At 64.2% G+C, this 21,837-nt stretch carries 22 protein-coding genes and 1 pseudogene; 22 read left to right on the plus strand and 1 reads right to left on the minus strand.

Annotated elements, in window-relative coordinates; all coding sequences use genetic code 11:
• Nucleotides 1–10: 10 nt before the first annotated feature.
• Complete coding sequence (locus tag AC0L39_RS04660) at nucleotides 11–163, plus strand: hypothetical protein (RefSeq protein ID WP_473261118.1); 153 nt, start codon at nucleotides 11–13, stop codon at nucleotides 161–163.
• Between the two features lie 43 nt (nucleotides 164–206).
• Here AC0L39_RS04660 and AC0L39_RS04665 read toward each other — a convergent pair whose 3' ends face one another.
• Nucleotides 207–824, minus strand: a complete 618-nt coding sequence (locus AC0L39_RS04665) for a DNA-3-methyladenine glycosylase family protein (protein ID WP_473261120.1) — start codon at nucleotides 822–824, stop codon at nucleotides 207–209.
• 108 nt (nucleotides 825–932) lie between these two features.
• Here AC0L39_RS04665 and AC0L39_RS04670 point away from each other — a divergent pair, with 108 nt between their 5' ends.
• From AC0L39_RS04670 to ftsA, 21 genes and pseudogenes are all read left to right on the plus strand, one after another.
• Nucleotides 933–1,250 carry a 2Fe-2S iron-sulfur cluster-binding protein gene (locus tag AC0L39_RS04670; protein ID WP_473261122.1) on the plus strand — a complete coding sequence of 106 codons (318 nt, stop codon included), beginning with the start codon at nucleotides 933–935 and terminating at the stop codon, nucleotides 1,248–1,250.
• Between the two features lie 41 nt (nucleotides 1,251–1,291).
• A complete protein-coding gene (locus AC0L39_RS04675; RefSeq protein ID WP_473261124.1) occupies nucleotides 1,292–2,314 on the plus strand; it encodes a cysteine synthase A in 1,023 nt (340 codons plus the stop codon).
• Between the two features lie 12 nt (nucleotides 2,315–2,326).
• On the plus strand, nucleotides 2,327–2,722 hold the full coding sequence (locus AC0L39_RS04680) for a hypothetical protein (protein WP_473261126.1): 396 nt from the start codon (nucleotides 2,327–2,329) through the stop codon (nucleotides 2,720–2,722).
• The gene (locus AC0L39_RS04685; RefSeq protein ID WP_473261128.1) at nucleotides 2,722–3,225 is read left to right on the plus strand and encodes a hypothetical protein; all 504 of its coding nucleotides are present in this window, start codon (nucleotides 2,722–2,724) and stop codon (nucleotides 3,223–3,225) included. Before AC0L39_RS04680 ends, AC0L39_RS04685 begins: the two co-directional genes overlap by 1 nt.
• A 9-nt stretch (nucleotides 3,226–3,234) precedes the next feature.
• Entirely contained in the window at nucleotides 3,235–3,510 is a 276-nt protein-coding gene (locus tag AC0L39_RS04690) for a hypothetical protein (protein WP_473261130.1), read from the plus strand.
• Between the two features lie 406 nt (nucleotides 3,511–3,916).
• Nucleotides 3,917–4,432, plus strand: a complete 516-nt coding sequence (locus AC0L39_RS04695) for a division/cell wall cluster transcriptional repressor MraZ (protein WP_473261132.1) — start codon at nucleotides 3,917–3,919, stop codon at nucleotides 4,430–4,432.
• Nucleotides 4,429–5,370 (plus strand): 16S rRNA (cytosine(1402)-N(4))-methyltransferase RsmH, encoded by a 942-nt coding sequence (gene rsmH / locus AC0L39_RS04700; RefSeq protein ID WP_473261134.1) that lies wholly within the window; start codon nucleotides 4,429–4,431, stop codon nucleotides 5,368–5,370. Before AC0L39_RS04695 ends, rsmH begins: the two co-directional genes overlap by 4 nt.
• A complete protein-coding gene (locus tag AC0L39_RS04705; RefSeq protein WP_473261136.1) occupies nucleotides 5,367–5,933 on the plus strand; it encodes a hypothetical protein in 567 nt (188 codons plus the stop codon). Before rsmH ends, AC0L39_RS04705 begins: the two co-directional genes overlap by 4 nt.
• Nucleotides 5,930–7,726, plus strand: a complete 1,797-nt coding sequence (locus AC0L39_RS04710) for a peptidoglycan D,D-transpeptidase FtsI family protein (protein WP_473261138.1) — start codon at nucleotides 5,930–5,932, stop codon at nucleotides 7,724–7,726. The genes AC0L39_RS04705 and AC0L39_RS04710 overlap by 4 nt, the downstream gene beginning before the upstream one ends.
• On the plus strand, nucleotides 7,723–9,234 hold the full coding sequence (locus AC0L39_RS04715; protein WP_473261140.1) for a UDP-N-acetylmuramoyl-L-alanyl-D-glutamate--2,6-diaminopimelate ligase: 1,512 nt from the start codon (nucleotides 7,723–7,725) through the stop codon (nucleotides 9,232–9,234). Before AC0L39_RS04710 ends, AC0L39_RS04715 begins: the two co-directional genes overlap by 4 nt.
• Nucleotides 9,231–10,701 (plus strand): annotated as a pseudogene (locus AC0L39_RS04720) (UDP-N-acetylmuramoyl-tripeptide--D-alanyl-D-alanine ligase). Before AC0L39_RS04715 ends, AC0L39_RS04720 begins: the two are co-directional and overlap by 4 nt.
• 19 nt (nucleotides 10,702–10,720) lie before the next feature.
• Complete coding sequence (gene mraY / locus AC0L39_RS04725) at nucleotides 10,721–11,791, plus strand: phospho-N-acetylmuramoyl-pentapeptide-transferase (protein WP_473261142.1); 1,071 nt, start codon at nucleotides 10,721–10,723, stop codon at nucleotides 11,789–11,791.
• Nucleotides 11,792–11,801: 10 nt separating this feature from the next.
• Entirely contained in the window at nucleotides 11,802–13,187 is a 1,386-nt protein-coding gene (gene murD / locus AC0L39_RS04730; protein WP_473261145.1) for a UDP-N-acetylmuramoyl-L-alanine--D-glutamate ligase, read from the plus strand.
• The gene (locus tag AC0L39_RS04735; RefSeq protein WP_473261147.1) at nucleotides 13,184–14,428 is read left to right on the plus strand and encodes an FtsW/RodA/SpoVE family cell cycle protein; all 1,245 of its coding nucleotides are present in this window, start codon (nucleotides 13,184–13,186) and stop codon (nucleotides 14,426–14,428) included. The genes murD and AC0L39_RS04735 overlap by 4 nt, the downstream gene beginning before the upstream one ends.
• Nucleotides 14,425–15,657, plus strand: a complete 1,233-nt coding sequence (murG, locus tag AC0L39_RS04740) for an undecaprenyldiphospho-muramoylpentapeptide beta-N-acetylglucosaminyltransferase (protein ID WP_473261150.1) — start codon at nucleotides 14,425–14,427, stop codon at nucleotides 15,655–15,657. Before AC0L39_RS04735 ends, murG begins: the two co-directional genes overlap by 4 nt.
• Nucleotides 15,654–17,090, plus strand: coding sequence for a UDP-N-acetylmuramate--L-alanine ligase (gene murC, locus AC0L39_RS04745; RefSeq protein WP_473261151.1), 1,437 nt, complete (start codon nucleotides 15,654–15,656; stop codon nucleotides 17,088–17,090). Before murG ends, murC begins: the two co-directional genes overlap by 4 nt.
• Complete coding sequence (gene murB / locus AC0L39_RS04750; protein WP_473261153.1) at nucleotides 17,087–18,088, plus strand: UDP-N-acetylmuramate dehydrogenase; 1,002 nt, start codon at nucleotides 17,087–17,089, stop codon at nucleotides 18,086–18,088. Before murC ends, murB begins: the two co-directional genes overlap by 4 nt.
• The gene (locus AC0L39_RS04755) at nucleotides 18,060–18,548 is read left to right on the plus strand and encodes a DUF4262 domain-containing protein (RefSeq protein WP_473261155.1); all 489 of its coding nucleotides are present in this window, start codon (nucleotides 18,060–18,062) and stop codon (nucleotides 18,546–18,548) included. The genes murB and AC0L39_RS04755 overlap by 29 nt, the downstream gene beginning before the upstream one ends.
• The gene (locus AC0L39_RS04760) at nucleotides 18,545–19,516 is read left to right on the plus strand and encodes a D-alanine--D-alanine ligase (RefSeq protein WP_473261156.1); all 972 of its coding nucleotides are present in this window, start codon (nucleotides 18,545–18,547) and stop codon (nucleotides 19,514–19,516) included. Before AC0L39_RS04755 ends, AC0L39_RS04760 begins: the two co-directional genes overlap by 4 nt.
• Nucleotides 19,509–20,420, plus strand: a complete 912-nt coding sequence (locus AC0L39_RS04765) for a cell division protein FtsQ/DivIB (RefSeq protein WP_473261157.1) — start codon at nucleotides 19,509–19,511, stop codon at nucleotides 20,418–20,420. Before AC0L39_RS04760 ends, AC0L39_RS04765 begins: the two co-directional genes overlap by 8 nt.
• The gene (gene ftsA, locus AC0L39_RS04770) at nucleotides 20,420–21,763 is read left to right on the plus strand and encodes a cell division protein FtsA (RefSeq protein WP_473261158.1); all 1,344 of its coding nucleotides are present in this window, start codon (nucleotides 20,420–20,422) and stop codon (nucleotides 21,761–21,763) included. The genes AC0L39_RS04765 and ftsA overlap by 1 nt, the downstream gene beginning before the upstream one ends.
• Nucleotides 21,764–21,837 lie beyond the last annotated feature (74 nt).

Genomic DNA, 21,837 nt, shown 5'->3' on the forward strand with positions numbered 1-21,837 from the left:
TTTTGGCCCGATGCGAGAGATTGTCGAAGCCAACGACGATTCCGTCGTCCAGGAATTGGGCCGCCGCTTCAAGGAAGAGCATGAAAAATTCGATGGCGGAATGGGGCTAACGATCCCGCGCCCCTACCTCCTCGCAAAGGCGGTTCGTCGACGCTCGGATTAGGCATTCGGTTTGCCTCCCGCGCAGCGTCCATTTGCCGTCCCAGTCACAAAGCCGGATTGGCGTAGTAATGCCAGGTGAAGATTGCCATTGCGCCCCGGTGCGGTGACCACCGTTCGCCGATTTCGCGCAGTTCCTTTTCCTTTGGCCGCTCGTCCAGCTCCAGCAGGCGTTTCACACCTTCCTGCACCGCCAGATCACCGGCAGGCCACATGTCGCCGCGCCCTTCGGCGAACAGCAGGTATATCTCGGCCGACCAGCGCCCGATGCCCTTGATCTGGGTGAGTTCTTCGACCGCCTCTTGATCATCCTCGGGCAGGTTGTCGAAATCGACCGCGCCCGCTTCGACCAGCTCGCACAGGCTCCGCGCATAGCCCTGCTTCTGCCGCGACAACCCGCAGGCGCGCAGCGTATCGAAATCGCGTTTCAGCAGGCAGGCGGTCGTGAAATCCTCGCCCAGCTCGCCCTCAAGCTTGTTCCACATCGAGCTTGCCGCCGCGATCGAGACCTGTTGACCAACGATCGTGCGAAGCAAGGTCTTGTAGCCGCGATCGCGCAGGCGCGGCTCGGGATAGCCGACGCGCTGCAATTCGGCGGCGAGCCTTGCATCGCCTGCCGCCAGTTGATCCAGACCGCCTCTGATCTGCGCCGCTGTCAGCCCCACTCACATTTTCCTTAGCTTGCGTTGGAATCCGGAACGTCCTAGCAGCGCGGCTGTTTTAGCGATAGCGCGCATCCTTGCGCTCAACCTGTCAAAGAGGAACCGAAGCCCATGCCAAAGCTGGTCGTCACCAATCGTGAAGGCGAAACAAGCGAGATCGAGGTCGAAGACGGCCTGACGGTGATGGAAGCCATCCGCGATAACGGCTTTGACGAGCTGCTGGCGTTGTGCGGCGGGTGCTGTTCGTGCGCGACGTGCCACGTGCACGTGGTTGGCGGCGCGACCGACAAACTGCCGGCGATGAGCGAGGACGAGGACGACCTGCTCGAATCCTCCGAGCACCGCACCGAAAACTCGCGCCTTTCATGCCAGATCCCGTTCACGGCAGAGCTTGACGGGCTGAAGGTAACTATCGCCGAAGAAGATTAATGTTGTTTGCGGGGGCGGGGCGAAGGCTCTAAATCCCGGGCATGAACATTACCCAACCTTACGGCGATACGCTCGCCCTGATCGGGAACACGCCGCTGGTCCGCCTTGCCGGGCCGAGCGAGGCGGCGGGCTGCGACATCTGGGGCAAGTGCGAATTCGCCAATCCCGGCTCATCGGTAAAGGACCGCGCGGCGCTCTACATGATCCGCGATGCCGAAGAGCGCGGGGAATTGCAGCCCGGCGGCACCGTGATTGAGGGCACGGCCGGCAACACCGGCATCGGCATCGCGCTGGTCGCCAATGCGCTCGGCTACAAGACGATCATAGTCATGCCCGACAACCAGTCGAAGGAGAAGATGGACACGCTGCGGGCACTCGGCGCGCAGCTCGTGCTCGTCCCACCGACCAAATATGCCGACCCTGCGCATTTCCAGCACGTCTCGCGCCGCATGGCGGAAGAAACCGAGGGCGCGATCTGGGCCGGGCAGTTCGATAATGTCGCCAATCGCAAGGCTCATATCGAGACCACGGCACAGGAATTGTGGGTGCAGACCGGCGGCAGAATCGACGGCTTCACCTGCGCTGCCGGGACCGGCGGGACGATTGCGGGCGTCGGCATGGGGCTGAAGGAAAAGGACGAGAATATCCGCATCGCGCTGACCGATCCGCACGGCGCGGCGCTCTACAATTACTACGCCCACGGCGAGCTGAAAGGCGAGGGATCGTCCGTCGCCGAAGGGATCGGGCAGGGCCGCATCACTGCCAACCTGGAGGGCGCGCCGATCGAAACGCAGTTTCGCATTTCCGACGAGGAAGGGCTGGTCTGGGTCGAGCACCTGCTGCGCAAGGAAGGGCTGTGCCTTGGCCTGTCATCCGGCATCAACGTTGCCGGCGCGATTGAACTCGGCAAGCAATTGGCCGCCGAGGGAAGCGAAAAGCCGCAGATCGCAACGATCCTGTGCGACACCGGGTTTCGCTACCTCTCGACGCTTTACAACGCCGAATGGTTGGCCTCGAAAGACCTGCCGGTGTTCGACTGGCTGGCGCGCGAACCGGCTGGCTGATAGGCTGGGCCAATGGCTAGCAGAAAGCTCTTCGGACGCATCGGCGATGAACCCGCCTCGGGTGGTGAGCCGCCAGAGGGCGCACCGCTCGGCGGGACGCGCGCCGAGGCGATCCAGCGGCTCCAGGTCGGCCTGTTCGGGATATTCGCGATGGTGCTGCTGGTCGGGCTGGCGAGCATCATCGGCGGTCAGGCCGAACTTGCGGAGCAGACCGCCGTGCCCGAAGCCGCTCCGACTACGGAGCCAACCGAAGCGCCGCCGCAGCGCGATCCGCTGGTCGATGCAGGCGTTGTGCCCGATATTCCGGTGGACCCTTCGCCAAGCCCGGCGCCCAGCGGCAATGCCGACAGCGCCGCTGCGGCGCCGCCCGAACCCGCGGCTCCGCCAGCCGACGTCGAATTTCCGTAATGCGATTTGCCGCCCAAGTCGCGGGCGCAGGATTGGCCGCGGCAGCGCTGGCCGCTTTGCCGGGCTGCGAAGCGAGGACTGCGGAGGCCGAGCCCGCCGAGGCGCCTGCCGCAGAGGTTGCGAGCGCAAAACCGCTGCTCGGTCTGATGACGAGCCTGCCGCTTTATTGGCCGCTGGGCGCTTCGTTTGGAGAGTTCGCGAGCGGCGAAGCGCAGGTGCCGCCCCAGCGCCAGACGCTTGAGGCCGGGTTCGAGCTGATGCCGCTCGATACGCTTTCGCCGATTGCCGGTCTGTCGACTGGCGATCCTGACACCGATCCACTCGCCGGGCTTGACCGGTTGGCGGTGATCCAGCCGCGCGGTCTGTCCCCGGCGGACAATGTAGCGCTGGATGACTGGGTAAAGGCCGGGGGCAAGCTGCTGCTCGTGCTCGACCCGATGCTGACGGGTGAATACGAATTGCCGCTGGGCGATCCGAGGCGGTACCGGTGGATATGGCTCTGATCCCGCCCGTTGTCGTACCGCTGGGGGCTGGGCGTCGGGTATGACGAGAGCCAAAGCGCGGGGCTGCGCAGTGTCGCTATTGGCGAAGGCCAGCTCGTGGTCAATCTGGCCGGAAACGTAATCCTTCAGGATGGCGGGGCGGGAGAGTGCGAAGTGCTCGCCGAGGCCATCGCGGCGCGCTGCCGGATTGACGAGGGCGAGGTGATGCTACTGGTCGATGCGTTCGTTTTCGAGCAGGGGCAGGCGGCTCCGCTCAGCGACTTCATGGACTTCGCCTTCCCATGAGAGCGATTTGGGGAAAATGCGGGATGCAGTTGCGCCTGCCGACTCCGGACAAGGGACTCGAGCGGGAATATCGGGGAAATAGCCTGAATTCAGCGCTTTCCTACGGGAAATTGCGGGATGTTTGGGGTTATCACGGGTGTGGTAGGCATTTAGATTATCCAAGAAAAGTGTTATAAAACAGATACTTTCCGTTTAATCCCTAGATTTCCCGTAAAAAGCCCTTTCATCATACTCGCATCCCCGATATTACCGGGTTCCATCAAACATGTCTGTTTGCCCCGCGTCACCTGAATTCGGTCGGCGCGCCGCCTCCGTTCGCGCGGTGGCGGCTGCGGGGAAGGCATGTCTGGTGCGATGGGCATTTCAATCGGGAATGCCAGTCGGGGATATGAGGGGATTGAGAAGCGTGTCTGCGCTCGGGACATATAGCGGAAAAGCCTATTCGCCTTCGGGCGATAAGGGTCGCTTCGTCCTGCCTCCCGCGTTCCGCAAGGCGGTCAAGGAAAGCTCCGGCGGCAGCAAGACGCTGTGTCTTGCTGCGCATGAGAAATTCGATTGCCTGATCGGGTTCGGCCTTTCGCGGATCGATGAACTGCACAAGCAGCTCGACCGCGAGGAAGAGCGCGCCATCCGCATGAATGTCACCGAGTTCGACCGCGATATCCGCGCCCAGCAGCTCTTCGGGTTTGAGCAGCTCCCTTTCGACGATAGCGGGCGCTTCGTCATGCCGGATCACCTGCGCGATCTCGGCAAGGTCGATGGCGGACTGTACTTCCACGGTGCGGGCGAATTCTTCTTCGTGTGGAATCCCGAGGAACTGGCGCGCATGGATAAAAGCTTTCGCGGTGCGCAGGTTACCTGCGCCAGCATGGTCAAGGAAGCCGCAACAAAAGCCTCCAAGAAGGGGGGCGGCAAGTCATGAACGCGCCTCACATCCCCGTCCTGCTCGACGAAGTGATCGCTGCGATCGGCCCGCGTCAGGGTATGGAAATAGTCGATGCGACCTTCGGCGCGGGCGGCTATTCGGCGGCGCTGCTGGAAAATGGCGCGCGCGTCTATGCCTTCGACCGCGATCCCAATGCGATCCGCGATGGCGCCGCGATGGTGCAGAAATATGACGGCAGGCTCTCGCTGCACGCCGAACGCTTCTCGCACATGCGCGAGGAACTGGAGCGCATCGGAGTGCCGCAGGTCGATGCCGTCGTGATGGATATCGGCGTTTCCTCGATGCAGCTCGATCACGGGGAGCGCGGCTTTGCGTTTTCCAGTGACGGGCCGCTGGATATGCGCATGAGCCAGGACGGCGAAAGCGCAGCCGATTTCCTCAACACGGCCGATGAAGCCGCGATTGCCGACGTGCTTTACGAATACGGCGAGGAACGCCAGTCGCGCCGCGTCGCTCGCGCCATCGTCGCCGCGCGCCCGCTGGAGACGACCGGCGAGCTTGCCCGCGTGGTGCGCAAGGCGCTGGGGCACAAGCCGCACGACAAGAAAGACCCGGCGACCCGCACATTCCAGGCGGTGCGCATCCATGTAAACGATGAACTGGGCGAGCTGCGCGCAGGGCTGTTGGCGGCAGAGGCTCTGCTGAAAGATGGCGGCGTGCTCGCGGTGGTCAGCTTTCACAGTCTCGAAGACCGCATCGTCAAACGCTTCCTCAAAGACGCCTCCGGCGCGGGCCGCGCAGTCTCCCGGCACCTGCCCGGCGAAATCCCAGGACCCGATCCGGTTTTCACGAGAGTCTCCAAGGCGATCCGCCCGTCCGAGGCCGAGATCGACCGCAACCCGCGCGCGCGCTCATCGACCCTGCGCCACGCCATCCGCACCGCAGCCCCAGCAAGAGAGAGGAACGCAGCATGATCGTAACCAGCACTCAGATCCGTTCGCTCGGATGGGCCGCTGTCCTCGCGGTGTGCCTCGGCCTTTTCGCTGCGCTCAGCCTGCGCGTCCATGCCGTCAAAAGCGAGGTGCTGCTGGCAGAACGCCAGATCGTCTCGCTCGAACGGCAGACAAAATTGCTCGAGACCGAGTTCGAGACCCGCGCCAGCCAGCGCCAGCTTGCCAACTGGAACGCGGTCGAGTTCGGCTTCGAAGCGCCGCGCGCCGACCAGTATCTCGAAGGGGAGCGCCAGTTGGCGAGCCTTGGCCAGCCGCTTGGTCCCGATGCGCCGCGCCAAATTCGCGTTGCCCGCGCCGAAATTACGGATGCTTCGGGCGAGGCGGATGAACCGCGCGAAATGGTCTCGCCGATCACCGGCGCGCCGATCACGCTCGCCGCTGCCAATATCGAAGACGATGCTGGCGCGGTGTTCGCCGATGCGTTTGGCGATTTTCTGATCGAGGCATCCCCGATCCGCGCTGCCAATGCGCGGACCGCTGCCAGCGCGGGTCTCGCAGGTGAAGGCGCCGGGGGCCGCGAATGAATTCTTTCAGCCCACAATTGGGGCTGGGCTTCACAGGGGGACCGCTATTCGCGCCGGATGCAGCGCCGCATTCGCCGCTCAAATCCGCGCAGGGTCCGGCAGTCCCGGCGGGCCGCGTCCAGCTGTTCCAGCTTCGATTCCAGTCGCTGCTTACCGCGCGGACGCGGGTGCTGTTCGTCGCGGCGATCTTCACCGCTGTCGCTGCGGCGGCGCTTTTGCGCATTACGTGGCTCGGCTTTGCCGGGTCTGCGCCGACGCATTCGAGCCTTGCTGAACAATTGCTCCCGCCGCGCGGCGAAATCACCGACCGCAACGGAGCGCCGCTCGCACGCGCGTTTCCAGCCTACGCCTTGTGGTATGATCCCAAGGCGATGGGCGATGGCGGCGATCCGCTGGTGGGCGAGCCGGAAGCGGTCGCCGCGCAACTTGCTGCGATTTTCTCCGACATGGACGAGGCAGAAACCGCTCGGAGGCTGGCCAGCGGGCGCGCGGGATATCTGCGCCGCCGCGTGCTTCCCGAGGACGCCAACCGCGTGTTTGAACTGGGCGAGATCGCGCTGCAATTCCCGCAGGAACCCGACCGCCACTATCCGCAGGGCTCGCTTGCAGCGCATGTGCTTGGCTACGTGGTCGAACAGCAAGGCGGCAAGATCGGCATGGAGGAAGTGCTCGAGGAGCGGCTGTCCGATCCCGACCTGCGCGCCAATCCGGTCGCGCTGTCGATCGACGTGCGCGCGCAGGGCGCGCTCGAAGACGAGCTGCGGCGCGGAATGCTCGCCACCGATGCGCTTGGCGCAGCGGGTATCGTGCTCGATGTCGATACGGGCGAGATCATGGCGATGGCCTCGCTGCCCGAATTCGATCCCAACGTGGTTGGCGCCGATGGTGCGCCCAACGTCTTCAACCGCGCGACCAACGGGCTTTACGAGCTTGGCTCGACCTTCAAGCCGCTGACGGTTGCTGCCGCAATCGACGCAGGGGTCATCCGCAATCTCGGGCGGGAATGGGATGCGACCACGGTCGAGGTCGGGAACCGCCGCATCCGCGATCTCAAGCCCAAGGGAGAGACGCTGAACGTGCCGCAGGCGCTGGTCTACTCTTCAAACACCGTTACTGCGCGCGTGGCGGACAAGCTGGGGACGGAACGGCTGCAACAAATGCTGGTTGATCTCAACATGAACCAGAGGCCGTTTATCGAGCTGCCCGCGCGGGGCAAGCCGCTCTGGCCGCAGAACCCCGAGAACCGGCACACCAACATGGTGATCGGCTACGGTCACTCGCTCGCGGTCACGCCGCTGCATCTGGCGAACGCCTATGCGGCGATGGTCAATGGCGGCATCTGGCGTCCCGCGACCCTGCACAAGCTGGATGCCGGCGATATTCCGCGCGGCAAGCGGGTGTTCAAGGCGTCGACTTCTGCCCGGATGCGGCAGATGCTGCGCATGATCTCGATTTACGGCACGGGCCGCAGCGCCGATGCGCCCGGCTTCCGGATCGGGGGCAAGACCGGCTCGGCTGAGAAACCGGGCAAGGGCGGTTATAGCCGCCGCAAGATCATCTCGACGTTTGCCGCCGCTTTCCCGATGGATCGTCCGCGCTATGTCGTGGTCGCAATGATCGACGAGCCGCGCGGCACCGTCGCAAGTTCGTTCCAGCGCACCGCCGCGTTCAACGCCGCGCCGGTGGTCGGGCGGCTGGTTCCGCGCATCGGCCCGATGCTGGGCGCGCGCCCGGATGCCAGGCGCGACGTGGATATCTCCGACCTCCGCTATCTGGTGGAGAAAGATAAATGAAGCTCGCCAGGCTGATTGAAAGCGCGGGCCTGGACGCCAGTAATGCGCCGCCGGACGCAGGCGTCACCGGCTTCGCCATCGATCACCGCAAGATCGCACCCGGCACCGTGTTCGGCGCATTTCAGGGCGCAAACTTCAATGCCGAAGACTTCATCCCCGCCGCCATCGAAGCAGGCGCGGTTGCTGTTGTTGCCCGGCCCGAGGCTTCGGTCCAGGGTGCCGTGCACATCGCCAGCGACGAACCGCGCCGCGCGTTTGCGCAGCTCGCCGCGCAGTTCTTCACGCCCGTCCCGCCGCATATTGTCGCGGTTACGGGCACGAACGGGAAGACCTCGACCGCCGAGATGACGCGGCAGATATGGCGCATGTGCGGCGAGCGCGCGGCCAGCATCGGCGCGCTCGGCGTGACCACGCCCGATGGCAGCGTTTCGACCGGGCTGACCACGCCCGACATCGTCACATTCCTGTCGAACATGAGCGGGCTGGCGCGCGAAGGCGTGACGCATGTCGCCTACGAAGCGTCTAGCCACGGCCTCTCGCAATTCCGCAATGAGGGCCTGCCCGTCACCGCCGCAGCCTTCACCAATTTCAGCCGCGACCACCTCGATTATCACGGCACGATGGAGGATTATTTCGCGGCCAAGATGCGGCTCTTCGGAGAGGTTGTGAATGAAGGCGCGCCCGCCATCATCTGGAACGGCGCGGATGCGAATGAATGGACCGACCAGGCCATCGAGCAAGCCGCCGCGCGCGATCTCGACGTGCGCACGGTTGGCGAGAAGGGTGAGTTTCTGCGCCTCTCCGAGCGCGAGGCGACCCAGCTCGGACAGACCCTGACCATCGAGCATGGTGGCGAGAGCCGAACCGTGAAGCTGCCGCTGATCGGCGCCTACCAGGCCGCCAATGCGTTGGTTTCGGCGGGGCTGGCGCTGGCGACTGGCGCGAACGCTTCGCAGGTTTTCGATGCCGTAGGCCGCTTGCAGCCGGTGCGCGGGCGGCTCGAACGCGCGGTGATCACCGCCAGCGGCGCGCCGGTCTATGTCGATTACGCGCACACGCCCGACGCTCTGGAAGCGGCGATTGTCGCGCTGCTGCCGCATGTGAACGCGGATAAGGGCGGCAAGCTCATTGCGGTGTTCGGCGCAGGCGGGGACCGCGATACGGGCAAGCGCGCTCCGATGGGCAAGGCAGCGTCGCGCAAGGCGGACGTGGTGATTGTCACCGATGATAATCCTCGCGGCGAAGATCCCGCCGCAATCCGCTCAGCCGTGCTGGCCGGCGCTGGCGACAACGCCTCGGAAATGAGCGGACGGCGCGAAGCCATTTCCGCAGCCATTGGGCAGGCAGGAGCGCACGACATCATTCTCATTGCAGGCAAGGGCCACGAAGAGGGCCAGATAATCGGGTCGGGAGACGATATGCGGGTATTACCGTTCAACGATGTTCAGGTCGCGCGCGAATGCGCTGCGGAAAGCGCGTCCAAGGGTTCCGGGGAGAGCGCCGTATGAGCGCAGCCCACGCACTCCTGCGCGCATGGCCCGCCGATCCGCGCGACACGCTGCCGCTTGCCCTGTGGGACGCGGCCAGCATCGAGGCGGCAACCGGCGGAAAGGCCAGCCATGCCTTTCGCGCGTCGGGTGTCGAAATGGATTCGCGCGACGTGCGTCCCGGAGACCTCTTCATCGCGCTCAAGGGTGAGGCGATGGACGGTCACAAGTTCATCGACGGTGCGTTCGCCAAGGGAGCGGTTGCCGCCATCGTCGACCGCCCGGTCGATTATCCGCATGTGCTGGTCGAGGATACGACCAAGGCGCTCCGCGATCTTGCCCATGCCGCGCGCGACCGCTCGTCCGCAGTGCGGATCGCGGTCACGGGATCAGTCGGAAAGACCGGGGTGAAGGAAGCGATTTTCGCCAGTCTCGACCGCGCAAGCAGAGGCGCAGCGCATCGCAGCGTGCGGTCCTACAACAACCATGTCGGCGTCCCGCTCAGCCTCGCGCGGCTGCCTGCTCGCGCTAAATTCGGCGTGTTCGAGATGGGCATGAACCACGCAGGCGAAATCGCACCGCTGGCAGAGCATGTTCGCCCTCAAGTCGCGCTCATCACGACGATCGCACCGGCGCATATCGAAAATCTCGGCAGCATGGAGGCGATTGCGGATGAGAAGTCCCAGATATTCAACGGCCTTGCCGAAGGCGGCACGGCGGTAATCCCAACCGACAGCGAATACACTGCTCGCATGATCGAGCACGCGCGCAAGCTGGGCGTCAAGATCGTGACCTTTGGACGCAGCACCGATGCTGATGTCCGGCTGCTCGATGCGATCCCCAGCGCCAATGGCGGATCGCTCGTAACCGCTGATCTCGGAGAGGCGCGCCTGTGCTATTCGGTCGCGGAACCGGGTGAGCACTGGATCGCCAATTCGCTTGGCGTCATGGCGGCAGTGCGCGCAGCGGGAGGCGATCTCGCCGCAGCAGGGCTGGCGCTGGCGGAGATGGGCGGCCTGAAAGGACGCGGCGCGCGCTTCGATATCGCAGCTGCGGGCGGTAAGGCGCTACTTGTGGATGAAAGTTACAACGCGAACCCCGCTTCGATGCGCGCGACCTTGCGCCAGCTTGGCCAGACACCTGCCCACCGGCGCGTCGCGGTGCTCGGCAGCATGAAGGAACTCGGTGATTTCGCAGCGAAATTCCACCGCCAGCTGGCAGAGCCGTTAGCCGAGGCAAAGATCGATCACGCCATCCTCGTCGGCGAGGAGATGCGCGCGCTCGCCAGCGAGCTTGGACGGCAACTGGGAAACCCCTAGCAATCCGCTTGGCATTCGCCCCGGCTTCGAGCATTGCGAAGGGCCTGACGAAGCGATCGCGGCGCTAGAGCAATTCGGTCTCACGCACGGCGATGCCGTGCTGGTAAAGGGCTCCAACTCGATCGGCCTCGGCAGGCTGGTGACACACTTTACGAGCGCCTCGGGCTAAGCGGGGGCGAAGGACCTGGATGCTCTATCTACTCGCTGAATGGCTGGGCTTCGAAGGAGCACTCAACCTTGTGCGCTATCAGACGTTCCGCTTCGGCGCGACGTTGATGACGGCGCTTATATTCGGGCTCATCATCGGGCCGCGTTTCATCAACATGCTGCGCGTGCGCCAGGGCAAGGGGCAGCCGATCCGCGAGGACGGCCCGCAAACGCACCTCGCCAAGGTCGGCGCGCCGACGATGGGCGGGCTGATGATCCTGGTCGCGCTCGTGTTCGCGCTGCTGCTGTGGATGGACTTGCGCAGCCCGCTGGTCTGGGCCTGCCTTGCGGTCACCGTCGGGTTTGGCGTGATCGGGTTCTTCGACGATTACGACAAGGTGTCCAAGAACTCGCACAAGGGTGTTTCGGGCAAGGTCCGGCTGCTGCTTGAATTCGCGGTCGCAGGCGTGGCGTCCTACCTGATCGTCAGCCAGATCAACACCAATCTCTACATTCCGTTCTTCTCCGAAGTGCAGATCCCGCTCGGGCCGTTCTACTACCTGTTCGCCGCTTTCGTGATCGTGGGCGCAGGCAATGCCGTGAACCTGACCGACGGGCTGGACGGACTTGCGATCATGCCGGTCATCATTGCTGCGGGCACGTTTGCGCTGATCGCCTACCTCGTCGGACGCGTCGATTATTCCGACTATCTCGGGATTCCCTACGTGGAAGGTGCGGGCGAACTTGCGGTGTTCTCCGCCGCGATCATGGGTGCAGGGCTCGCATTCCTGTGGTTCAACGCCCCGCCGGCTGCGGTGTTCATGGGTGATACCGGCAGTCTTGCGCTCGGCGGAGCGCTCGGCGCGATTGCCGTGGCGAGCCATCACGAGGTCGTGCTGGCCATCGTCGGCGGGCTGTTCGTGCTCGAGGCGGTGTCGGTGATTGTGCAGGTGTTCTGGTTCAAGCGCACCGGACGGCGCGTGTTCCGCATGGCGCCGATCCACCACCACTTCGAACAACTCGGCTGGAGCGAGAGCAAGGTCGTGATCCGGTTCTGGATAATCGCAATCATCCTCGCGATGATCGGCCTTTCGACGCTCAAGCTGAGGTGAGACTGCTGCCGTGATCACTTCCCCCGCCTTCGCCGACAAACGCTATGCCGTGCTCGGCCTGGCGCGATCGGGTGCGGCGGCGGTTGAAGCGCTGCTGGCCAGCGGGGCTGAGGTCACTGCATGGGACCGTCAGGATATTGCTCGCGAACCGTTCGAGGGACGCTGCGCGCTGGCCGATCCGCTGGGGATCGACCTGACCGGTTATGACGCTGTAATCGTCTCCCCCGGTGTCCCGCTCAACACCCACCCTGTCAAGGCCCATGCCGAGCGGTTCGGCGTGCCGGTGATCGGCGATATCGAGCTGTTCGCCCTTGCGCGCGGCAACCTGACCGAGCACAAGGTCGTCGGCATCACCGGCACCAACGGCAAGTCGACCACGGTGGCTTTGCTGCACCACATCCTCAAACTGGCGGGCCTTCCGTCGCTGCTCGGCGGCAATATCGGGGAGCCGATCCTGGCGCAGGAGCCGCTTGAGCCTAACGAGCAGGGCACGGGCGTCTATGTGCTCGAATTGTCGAGCTACCAGATCGACCTGACGCGCTCGCTCGCCTGCGAAGTCGCGGCGCTGACCAATATCACGCCTGACCATCTCGACCGCTATGACGGGTTCGAGGATTATGCGTTTGCCAAGGGGCGGCTGTTCGCAATGCAGGGCTCTGGCCAGTTCGCGGTGTTCGGCAGCACTGCCGGGCCTGCCGGCGCGATCATGCGGGCCGAACAGGAGCGCCGTCCGCAGGGCCGCGCGATCGCCGCCGATCTAGAGCGGTTCGCGCCGATGCAGTCCGAGTGGCCGGGGCTGCAAGGGCCGCACAATCTCGAAAACGTCGCCGTCGCGGTCGCACTGGCGGAAGAGCTGGGCGTGACCGAAGGCCAATGGCGCCACGCCCTCCCGCGTTTCCGCAACCTGCCGCACCGCATGGAACTGGTGTGCGAGGAAGACGGCGTGCTGTTCATCAATGACAGCAAGGCGACGAACCCCGCCTCGACCGCTCCGGCGCTTGCAGCGTTCCCGCCCGATCCTGATATCCGCGGCGGAGCGCAGCGCATCCACTGGATCGTGGGCGGGCTGGCCAAGGAAGACGGGCTGGGCGAATGCGCCGATCATCTCGGCAATGTCGCGGCGGCATACACAGTGGGTGAAGCGGGGCCGATGTTCGCCGACCTGCTCACCGATCAGCTACAAGGGGTCGAACGCTGCGAGCTGGTGAGCGAGGCGGTAAGCCGCAGCCGCGCCGCTGCGCAGCCGGGCGATGTCGTGTTGTTCTCCCCGGCCTGCGCGAGCTTCGACCAATTCCGCGATTACGAGAAGCGCGGCGAGCACTTCCGCCAGTTGGTCGGCGTCATGGCCGAATGCGACGATTGCAGCGCCGCAGCCGACATCGGGACATCAGCATGAGCGGCACCGGCACCTTCGCTCCCTCGCGCGGTGAGCGCTCGGGCCGTACAGTGTCCGGTCCGGGCCGCCGATGGAGCGATCACGCGCGCATCTGGTGGCGCGAGATCGACAAGGGGCTGTTCTTCCTCGTCCTGCTGCTGATGGCACTCGGCACGGTCGCGGTCGCAGCGGCGGCGCCAGCAGCGGCGGAGCAACTGGGGCGGCGCGGCGTCACGGTCGGCGAATTTCATTACCTGCGCCAGCACATCATGTGGCAGGCGCTCGGCATTACGGGCATGATCGGCGTATCCTTCCTTGACCGGGATTCAGCCCGCAGGCTCGGTATTCTTGCGTTTGCGGGTTTCCTGTTCCTGCTGTTTCTTGTGCCGGTCTTCGGCGTGGAGAAAAACGGCGCGCGGCGCTGGCTTGAGTTCGGCATGTCCTTGCAGCCGTCAGAATTCCTCAAGCCCGGTTTTGCGATCATGCTGGCGTGGATCCTGTCATGGCGGCTGAGGGACCAGAACCTGCCGGTCCTGACCTTCGCCACAGCGATCATGGCGCTGGTGGCAGGGCTTCTGATGCTCCAGCCCAATCTCGGAGCGACGATCCTGTTCGGCGGGATCTGGTTCGTGCTGGTGTTGCTAGCAGGCGTATCGATCCAGCGGATCGGCGGTCTGATCGGGCTGGGACTGGTGTCGCTGACGGCTGCCTATTTCCTCTACGACAATGCCCGCTACCGGATCGACTCTTTCCTCGGCGGAGGAACCGCGTTTGACCAGGTTGACCTCGCGCAGCGCACTCTGCTTGCAGGCGGCTGGACCGGCAGCGGATTGTGGCTCGGAATTCGCAAGATGAACCTGCCGGAGGCGCACACCGATTACATCTTCTCTGTCATCGGCGAGGAGTTCGGGCTGTTAATGTGCGGGCTCATCGTGCTGGTGTATCTCGCCATCATCGGCAAGGCGCTGATGCGGCTGGTCGATGAAGACAATCTGTTTGCGCTGCTGGCGGGCGCGGGGCTGGTTACCCAGATCGGCGGCCAGGCGTTCATCAACATCCTGGTGAACCTGCAACTGTTCCCGTCGAAGGGGATGACGCTGCCGCTGATCAGTTATGGCGGATCATCTACGCTCGCCGTGTGTTTCACCATCGGGCTGCTATTGGCCATCACCCGGAGAAATCCTTTTCTCGAGCGCGAGAGCACCGGATTGAAAGACTTATTCGAGCGCCCGAAAACCGGGCACAAGGAGGACCGCGCATGAACAGCGAGAGCGGCAAAGCGGCGCAGCATGTGCCATCGGGCGCGAGCCGTCATTTCGTGCTCGCAGCAGGGGGCACGGGCGGGCACCTTATCCCGGCCTTCGCGCTTGCGACAGAATTGCAGGCGCGCGGGCATCATGTCGCGCTGATTACCGATGCGCGCGGGGCGAACATACCAGGCAAGCCGTCCGGGCTGACCGCGCATGTCCTGCCCGCTGGACGCTTCGGCAAGAACCCGCTGCAATGGATCCGCGGCGCGCAGCGCGTGTGGGAAGGGCGCAACATGGCGCTGCGCCTGTTCGAAAGTTTCGAACCGAGCGCGGTGATCGGTTTTGGCGGCTATCCCGCATTGCCGGCTTTGCTCGCTGCGACTTCTGCCAATATCCCTACGGTCGTGCATGAACAGAACGCCGTGCTGGGCCGGGTCAACCGGCTGCTGTCGGGCCGGGTCGATGCCATCGCGACCTCCTATCCCGAGGTCGAACGGCTCAAGCCCAAGCATCTGGAAAAAACTCATCTGGTCGGCAATCCGGTTCGCGCCGAGGTGCTTTCCCTGCGCGATGAGGAATTTCCGGCATTCACCGAAGACGGCCTGCTGCGCGTGCTGGTGACCGGCGGCAGTCAGGGCGCGAGCATCCTGTCCGATGTCGTGCCAGACGGTCTCGCCATGCTCCCGCCGGCACTGCGCCAGCGCCTGCAAGTCACGCAGCAATGCCGCAGCGAGGATGTTGACCGCGTGCGCGAGCGTTATGCCAATCACGATATTCCTGCCGAGCTCGGCACCTATTTCGAGGATATGGATGAGCGGCTCGCCGATACGCACCTGTTTATCGGGCGCGCGGGCGCTTCCACGATTGCGGAGCTGACCGCTGTGGGCCGGCCCGGAATCCTGATCCCGCTACCGATTGCGACCGATGATCACCAGGCCGTCAACACGCGCGAAATCACGAAGGCGGGCGGCGCGCGCATGATCCGGCAGGCGAAATTCACGCCGAAGGAACTCGCCAAGCAAATCCAGGCGATGGCGCAGAACCCCGCAAGCCTCGCCAATGCAGCGCACGGCGCGTGGAATTGCGGACGGCCCAAGGCTGCGCGGGACCTTGCCGACCTCGTCGAAAGCATGAGCGGGATTGACCTGATGGACGTGATCCGCGTGGGCGGAAACAACGCCCGCGCCGCGACGCAGGGCGCTCCGGCTGGCCAGGGCGCAACAAAGGACCGCGCTGCATGAAAGGCGTTCCGACAGACATTGGTGTCGTCCATTTCGTCGGCATAGGCGGGATCGGCATGTCGGGCATCGCCGAGGTGATGAACAACCTCGGCTACACGGTGCAGGGCAGCGACATCAAAGAAGGCCCCACGGTCGACCGGCTGCGAGAGCAAGGCATTTCGGTCAAGATCGGGCACGATGAAAAGAACGTCGAAGGGGCGGGCGTCGTCGTAACCTCCAGCGCCGTTCGCCGGACCAACCCCGAGGTCGCCCATGCGCTCGAAAACCGCGCGCCTGTCGTGCGCCGCGCGGAGATGCTGGCGGAACTGATGCGCCTCAAATCGACCGTCGCGGTCGCGGGGACGCATGGCAAGACCACGACAACCAGCATGATCGCCAGCCTGCTTGACTCCGGGGCAATCGACCCGACCGTCATCAATGGCGGCATCATCGAACAATATGGATCGAATGCGCGCCTCGGCGACAGCGACTGGATGGTCGTCGAGGCCGATGAGAGCGATGGCAGCTTCCTGCGGCTCGACGGCACCATCGCGGTCGTGACCAATATCGATCCCGAGCACCTCGACCATTACGGCGATTTCGACGGAGTGAAGAAAGCCTTTGTCGAGTTTATTCACAACGTGCCGTTCTACGGCGCGGCTATCCTGTGCATCGACCATCCCGAAGTACAGGCGGTGATCAGCCAAGTCCGCGACCGTAAGGTGCTTACCTACGGATTTTCGCTCCAGGCCGATATTTGCGGGGTGAATGTGCGCCCGCATGACGGGGGCAACACATTCGACGTGATCGTGCGCCAACGCGGTGAGGAAGATCGGCGGATCGAAGGCGTCCACCTCCCGATGCCCGGCAAGCACAACGTCCAGAATGCGCTCGCCGCGATCGCGGTCGCGGTCGAGATGGGCTGCCCCGACGACGTGATCTGCAACGGTTTTGCCAGCTTCAGCGGGGTCCGCCGCCGCTTTACCAAGGTCGGTACGGTCCCGTTTGACACTGGCTCTGCCACGATTATCGACGACTACGCCCACCACCCGGTTGAGATCAGCGCAGTGCTTGGTGCGGCGCGCGAGCAGGTCGATGCGGCGGGTGCTGGCGGGCGGGTCATCGCTGTCGCTCAGCCCCATCGCTACACCCGGCTGAACGATCTGATGGACGATTTTCAGACCTGCTTCAACGACGCTGATATGGTCTATATCACGCCTGTCTACGAAGCGGGCGAAGACCCGATCGAGGGCGCCGATGCAGACGGGCTCGTCGCGGGCCTGAAATCGCGCGGGCACCGCTCTGCCGCTACAATCGAGGACGAAACCGACCTTGCGCGCACTCTGGCCGAGGAAATCGGGGCCGGGGACATGATCGTGTGCCTCGGCGCGGGGGATATCACCCGCTGGGCTGCTGGCCTTGCCAGCGCAATAGAATCACAACGGGGGGCATGAGCGACATGGTTCAGCCCGACGACTGGTTCGACCGCGACGATGGCACCGCGCCGACCTGCGCGGTCGAGGGCGGGGCGGATGCGCCCGTGCCGATTGCCGATATTCGCGGCGACCTGACGCGCAACGCGCCGCTGAAGAAGCTCGTCTGGTTCAAGAGCGGCGGCGCGGCCGACTGGTTGTTCGAACCGGCCGATCTTGCGGATCTGAAGTTGTTCATGGACCGCCTTGGCGGGTCGATGCCAGTCATGGCGCTTGGCCTCGGCTCCAACCTCATCATCCGCGATGGCGGCGTTCCCGGCGTAGTGATCCGCCTGGGCAAACCGTTTTCCGAATGCGAAGTGACCGGGGAGACGGCGATCACCTGCGGCGCAGGTACGCCGGGCATCCTCGCCGCATCGAGCGCCCGCGATGCCGGGATTGCGGGCCTCGAATTCCTGCGCGGCATTCCGGGCACGGTCGGCGGCTTTGTGCGCATGAATGGCGGCGCCTATGGACGCGAGGTGGCCGACATCCTGATCGATTGCGACGTCATCTTGCCCGATGGCGAACTTGTCACGCTGCCCAAGGCGGACCTGCAATACACCTATCGCCACTCGGCTCTGCCCGACGGCGCGGTGGTGGTCTCCGCCCGGTTTAAGGGCGCGCCCGGCGACCCCGAGGAAATCGGCGCGGAAATGGACCGCATCGCCGAAGCGCGCGAAAACTCGCAGCCACTGCGAACCAAGACCGGCGGTTCGACCTTCAAGAACCCCGAAGGCAAGAAGGCATGGCAACTTGTCGATGAAGCAGGCTGTCGGGGTTTGAAGATGGGCGGCGCGCAGGTGAGCGAGAAGCACACCAATTTCCTTATCAACACAGGCGACGCCACCAGCGCCGAAATCGAGGGGCTGGGCGAGGAAGTCCGCAAACGCGTCCACGAAAAGTCCGGTGTCGCGCTCGAATGGGAAATCCAGCGGGTGGGGCGGTACCGTGAACGAAGAGGAACTGAGCGATTTTGAAGAGGGCATACTTCAAAACATCGAGGAGCATGGCTGCCAGGTAAATTATGTTTTCGATCCGGAAGACGTGTTTCCGGACAGGAGCTATTCAATAGGCTTTCCTGAGTCGGTCAAGCAACCAGAAGTAATCTGCTTCGGTCTCGGCAACAAGTTGATGATTTCTATTATTAACGACCTTCTCAGGCAATGCCGGCACGGGCTGACCATGCATAACGGTTCGCTCGTCAGTGACTTGCTTGACGGTTTTGACTGCGTGTTGCGGCGCGTGCTTCCCGATCACATAATCGCAGACAACTTCGGGTCGGCTATGTGGTATTCGCGCTATCGCGGTTGGGGGCCGATGGAGGATGCATTTCAAATCGTATGGCCAAGCTCAAAAACAGGATTGTTTCCGTGGGAGGACGGAGTAGCCCAAGAGGTCATCGATGCGCAGCCAGCGCTCTACGAGGTAGCGGCATGAGCGATAAACTCCACGTTGCAGTCCTGATGGGCGGCTGGGCGAATGAGCGCGAGGTTTCGCTGATGAGCGGGCACGGCGTGGCCGATGCACTTGAAAGCCGGGGCCACCGCGTCACCCTGATTGATATGGACCGCGATGTCGCCGCGCGCATTGCCGAGGCCGCGCCTGATGTCGTGTTCAACGCGCTGCACGGCGTGCCGGGCGAGGACGGGACGGTTCAGGGTATGCTCGACCTGATGGGCATTCCCTACACGCATTCTGGTGTTGCGACCTCGGTTATCGCCATCGACAAGCAGCTGACCAAGCAGGCGCTGGTTCCGCACGGCATTCCGATGCCCGGCGGACGGATTGTCAAGTCGGACGAACTCTTCGAGCGCGATCCAATGCCGCGCCCCTTTGTGCTAAAACCCGTCAACGAAGGCTCCTCTGTCGGGGTCGCGATCGTCACCGAAGACAGCAACATCGGTAATCCGATCGCGCGCGATGCAGCAGGGCCATGGCAAGATTTCAGCGAACTGCTCGCCGAACCGTTCATCCGGGGGCGCGAGCTTACGACCGCTGTGATCGACGGCGAAGATGGTCCGCGCGCGCTCGGCGTGACAGAACTCATCATCGAGAACGGGTTCTACGATTTCGAGCACAAATACACCGAAGGGCGCGCGCAGCACGTATGCCCGGCAAAGATCCCCGCCGAGATCGCGCGCCTGTGCGAACAATATGCAATCAAGGCGCATCAGGTGCTTGGCTGCCGTGGCACGAGCCGGACCGATTACCGCTGGGACGACGACGCGGGGGAGGACGGCCTGTTCGTGCTGGAAACCAACACTCAGCCGGGAATGACCCCGCTCAGCCTCGTGCCCGAGCAGGCGAAACATGCAGGGATCGACTATGCTGAACTGGTCGAGATGATCGTGCGCGATGCGCTGCGGGTGCACACCGACAATCGCAAGGAGGACGCACATGGCTAATATCAAGCGTTCGGGCGGCAAGGGCGTCCGCCGCGCGGCCAAGGCGCAGGGACGCGCGGCTGGCGCGCGCCGGGCCAAGGCGAAGACAACCGGCCTTGTCGACAGCGCAATGGGCATCCTGCCTTTCACCGAAGAGCAGTGGAGCCGCATCTGGCTCGCTGTCATTATCGGCGGCGCGGTCGCGCTCGCCTGGGTGATTGCCAATCTGGCAGGCGTCCCGGCAATGGCGCAGGCGCAAGTCGCCCACATGGCTTCGGACGCCGGTTTCGAGGTTCGCCACGTGCGCGTCACCGGTACCGACCGGATGGATGAGCGCGAGGTCTATGCCCGCGCTCTCGCACAGCGGGACCAGCCGATGCCGCAGGTCGATATCGAGAAGCTGCGCGCCGATCTGCTCGAATTGCCGTGGGTCGCCGATGCGCGTGTCTCGGTCCAGCTGCCCGAAACGCTCGCCATCGATATTGTCGAGCGCGAGCCGCATGCGGTGCTTGAGCAGCCGAACAAGCTGATGCTGATCGATGCGGGCGGGCATGAACTTGCACCGATTTCGCGCGACGCCGCCGCCGGGATGCTGCGCATTTCCGGACCCGGATCGGCCAAGCAGGTTGCCAGCCTCGACCGGCTGCTCGCTGCTGCACCCGCGCTTCAGCCGCAAGTCGTGTCGGCCGAATGGATCGGCAATCGCCGCTGGAACGTGACGTTCAAGACCGACCAGGTGCTGGCGCTGCCCGAAGGGGATGACGAAGCCGCCTCCGCGCTGGTGAAGTTTGCGCGCATGGATGGTCAGAACCGCCTGATCGGCGGCAAGGTCGCCAGTTTCGACATGCGCGATCCCCCGCGCATCTACATGCGCATTCCGGGCCGCGCCGACGAAGTGCAATCGCTTGCCGAGAATGCGCCCTGATGCCCGCTTCCAAACCCGCCTCCCGTAGCAAAGCCGCACCGTCCAAGGCCCGCCTCGCCAAGGTCTTTGGCGCGGTCAATATCGGCTCGTTCCGCATCTCCGCCATGATCATGGGCGAAACCGAAACCGGCGATTTGCTGGTCCTTGGGTCGGGTCACCGCGCCAGCGCCGGGGTCAAGCGCGGCTACGTCACCGACATGCGCGCGGCGACCTATGCCATCAGAGACGCGGTCGAGCGGGCGGAAAAGAACGCCGGGCAGAGCGTGCAGGGCGTGTGGATCGCCTGCGCCGGGGCGGGGCTGAAAAGCAACGTCTCCAAAGTTGAAATCGAAATTGGCGGCCGCCGGATCGAAGAGGAAGACGTCGAGCACCTGCTGATCGCGGCGCGCGATACGATCCAGCCCGATGGCCGCACGGTCCTCCACGCGCAACCCGCCCATTACACGCTCGACGGCGCGCACGGCGTCGCCAATCCGCGCGGCCTTCATGCCGAACGGCTGGGCGTCGATGTGCACGTCATGCTTGCCGATGGGGCGCCCGTCCGCAACCTCATGGAAGCGGTACAAAGCGCCCATCTCGAAGTCGAAGGGGTGGTCGCCGCGCCGCTGGCGGCGGGCTATGCGTGCCTCTCCGAAGAAGAGCGCGAACTCGGCGTGGCGCTGGTCGAGATCGGATCGGACGTCACCAATGTCTCCGTTTTCGCAGGCGGGATGCTGCTGGGCCTGCGCGCAGTGCCGATCGGATCGGGCGACATCACCGACGCCGTTGCGAGCGCGTTCGGCATCCGCCGGTTCCAGGCCGAGCGGCTCAAATGCGTGTCCGGGTCGGCCATAGCGAGCCCCAGCGATCACCGCGAAATGATCCCGGTCAACGGCCCCAATGACGACTGGGAAGAAGGCGCGTCGGGACCCGTCGCTCGCGGCGCGGATGACAAGAACCGCATTCCCCGTGCCGAGCTGGTCTCGGTGGTCACGCAGCAGCTGTCCGAACTGACCGGCGAGATTGGCAAGGCATTGAAGGAAATGGGCTTTTCGGGATCGCGCGCAGGGCAGGTCGTGCTCACAGGCGGAGGCGCAGAGCTCGCTGGCCTCGCCGAGTTTACACAGAGCGCACTCGGCATGCCGGTGCGTATCGGGCGCGCCCCTTCGCTCACCGGACTGCCCGAAGCGCGCGCGACCCCGGGCTTCGCGACACTGGCGGGACTGTGCCTTTATGCAGCCGATGATCCGGTCGACATTCGCGCGGTCGGTCGCCGCGACGGCGAAGCGCATGGCTTTGGCCCGTCAGCACCCGGATCCTTCGCGCTAGGCCGAATATTTCGCGCGCTAAGGGAATATTTTTGATGTTCGCCTACGTTCTACTGCGTGGGCAGAGCGTGTATGGGGTGTTATAACCCGCTGTGGATAAGGATTTCTGC

It is taken from the genome of Erythrobacter sp. K21-9, from assembly GCF_055808355.1.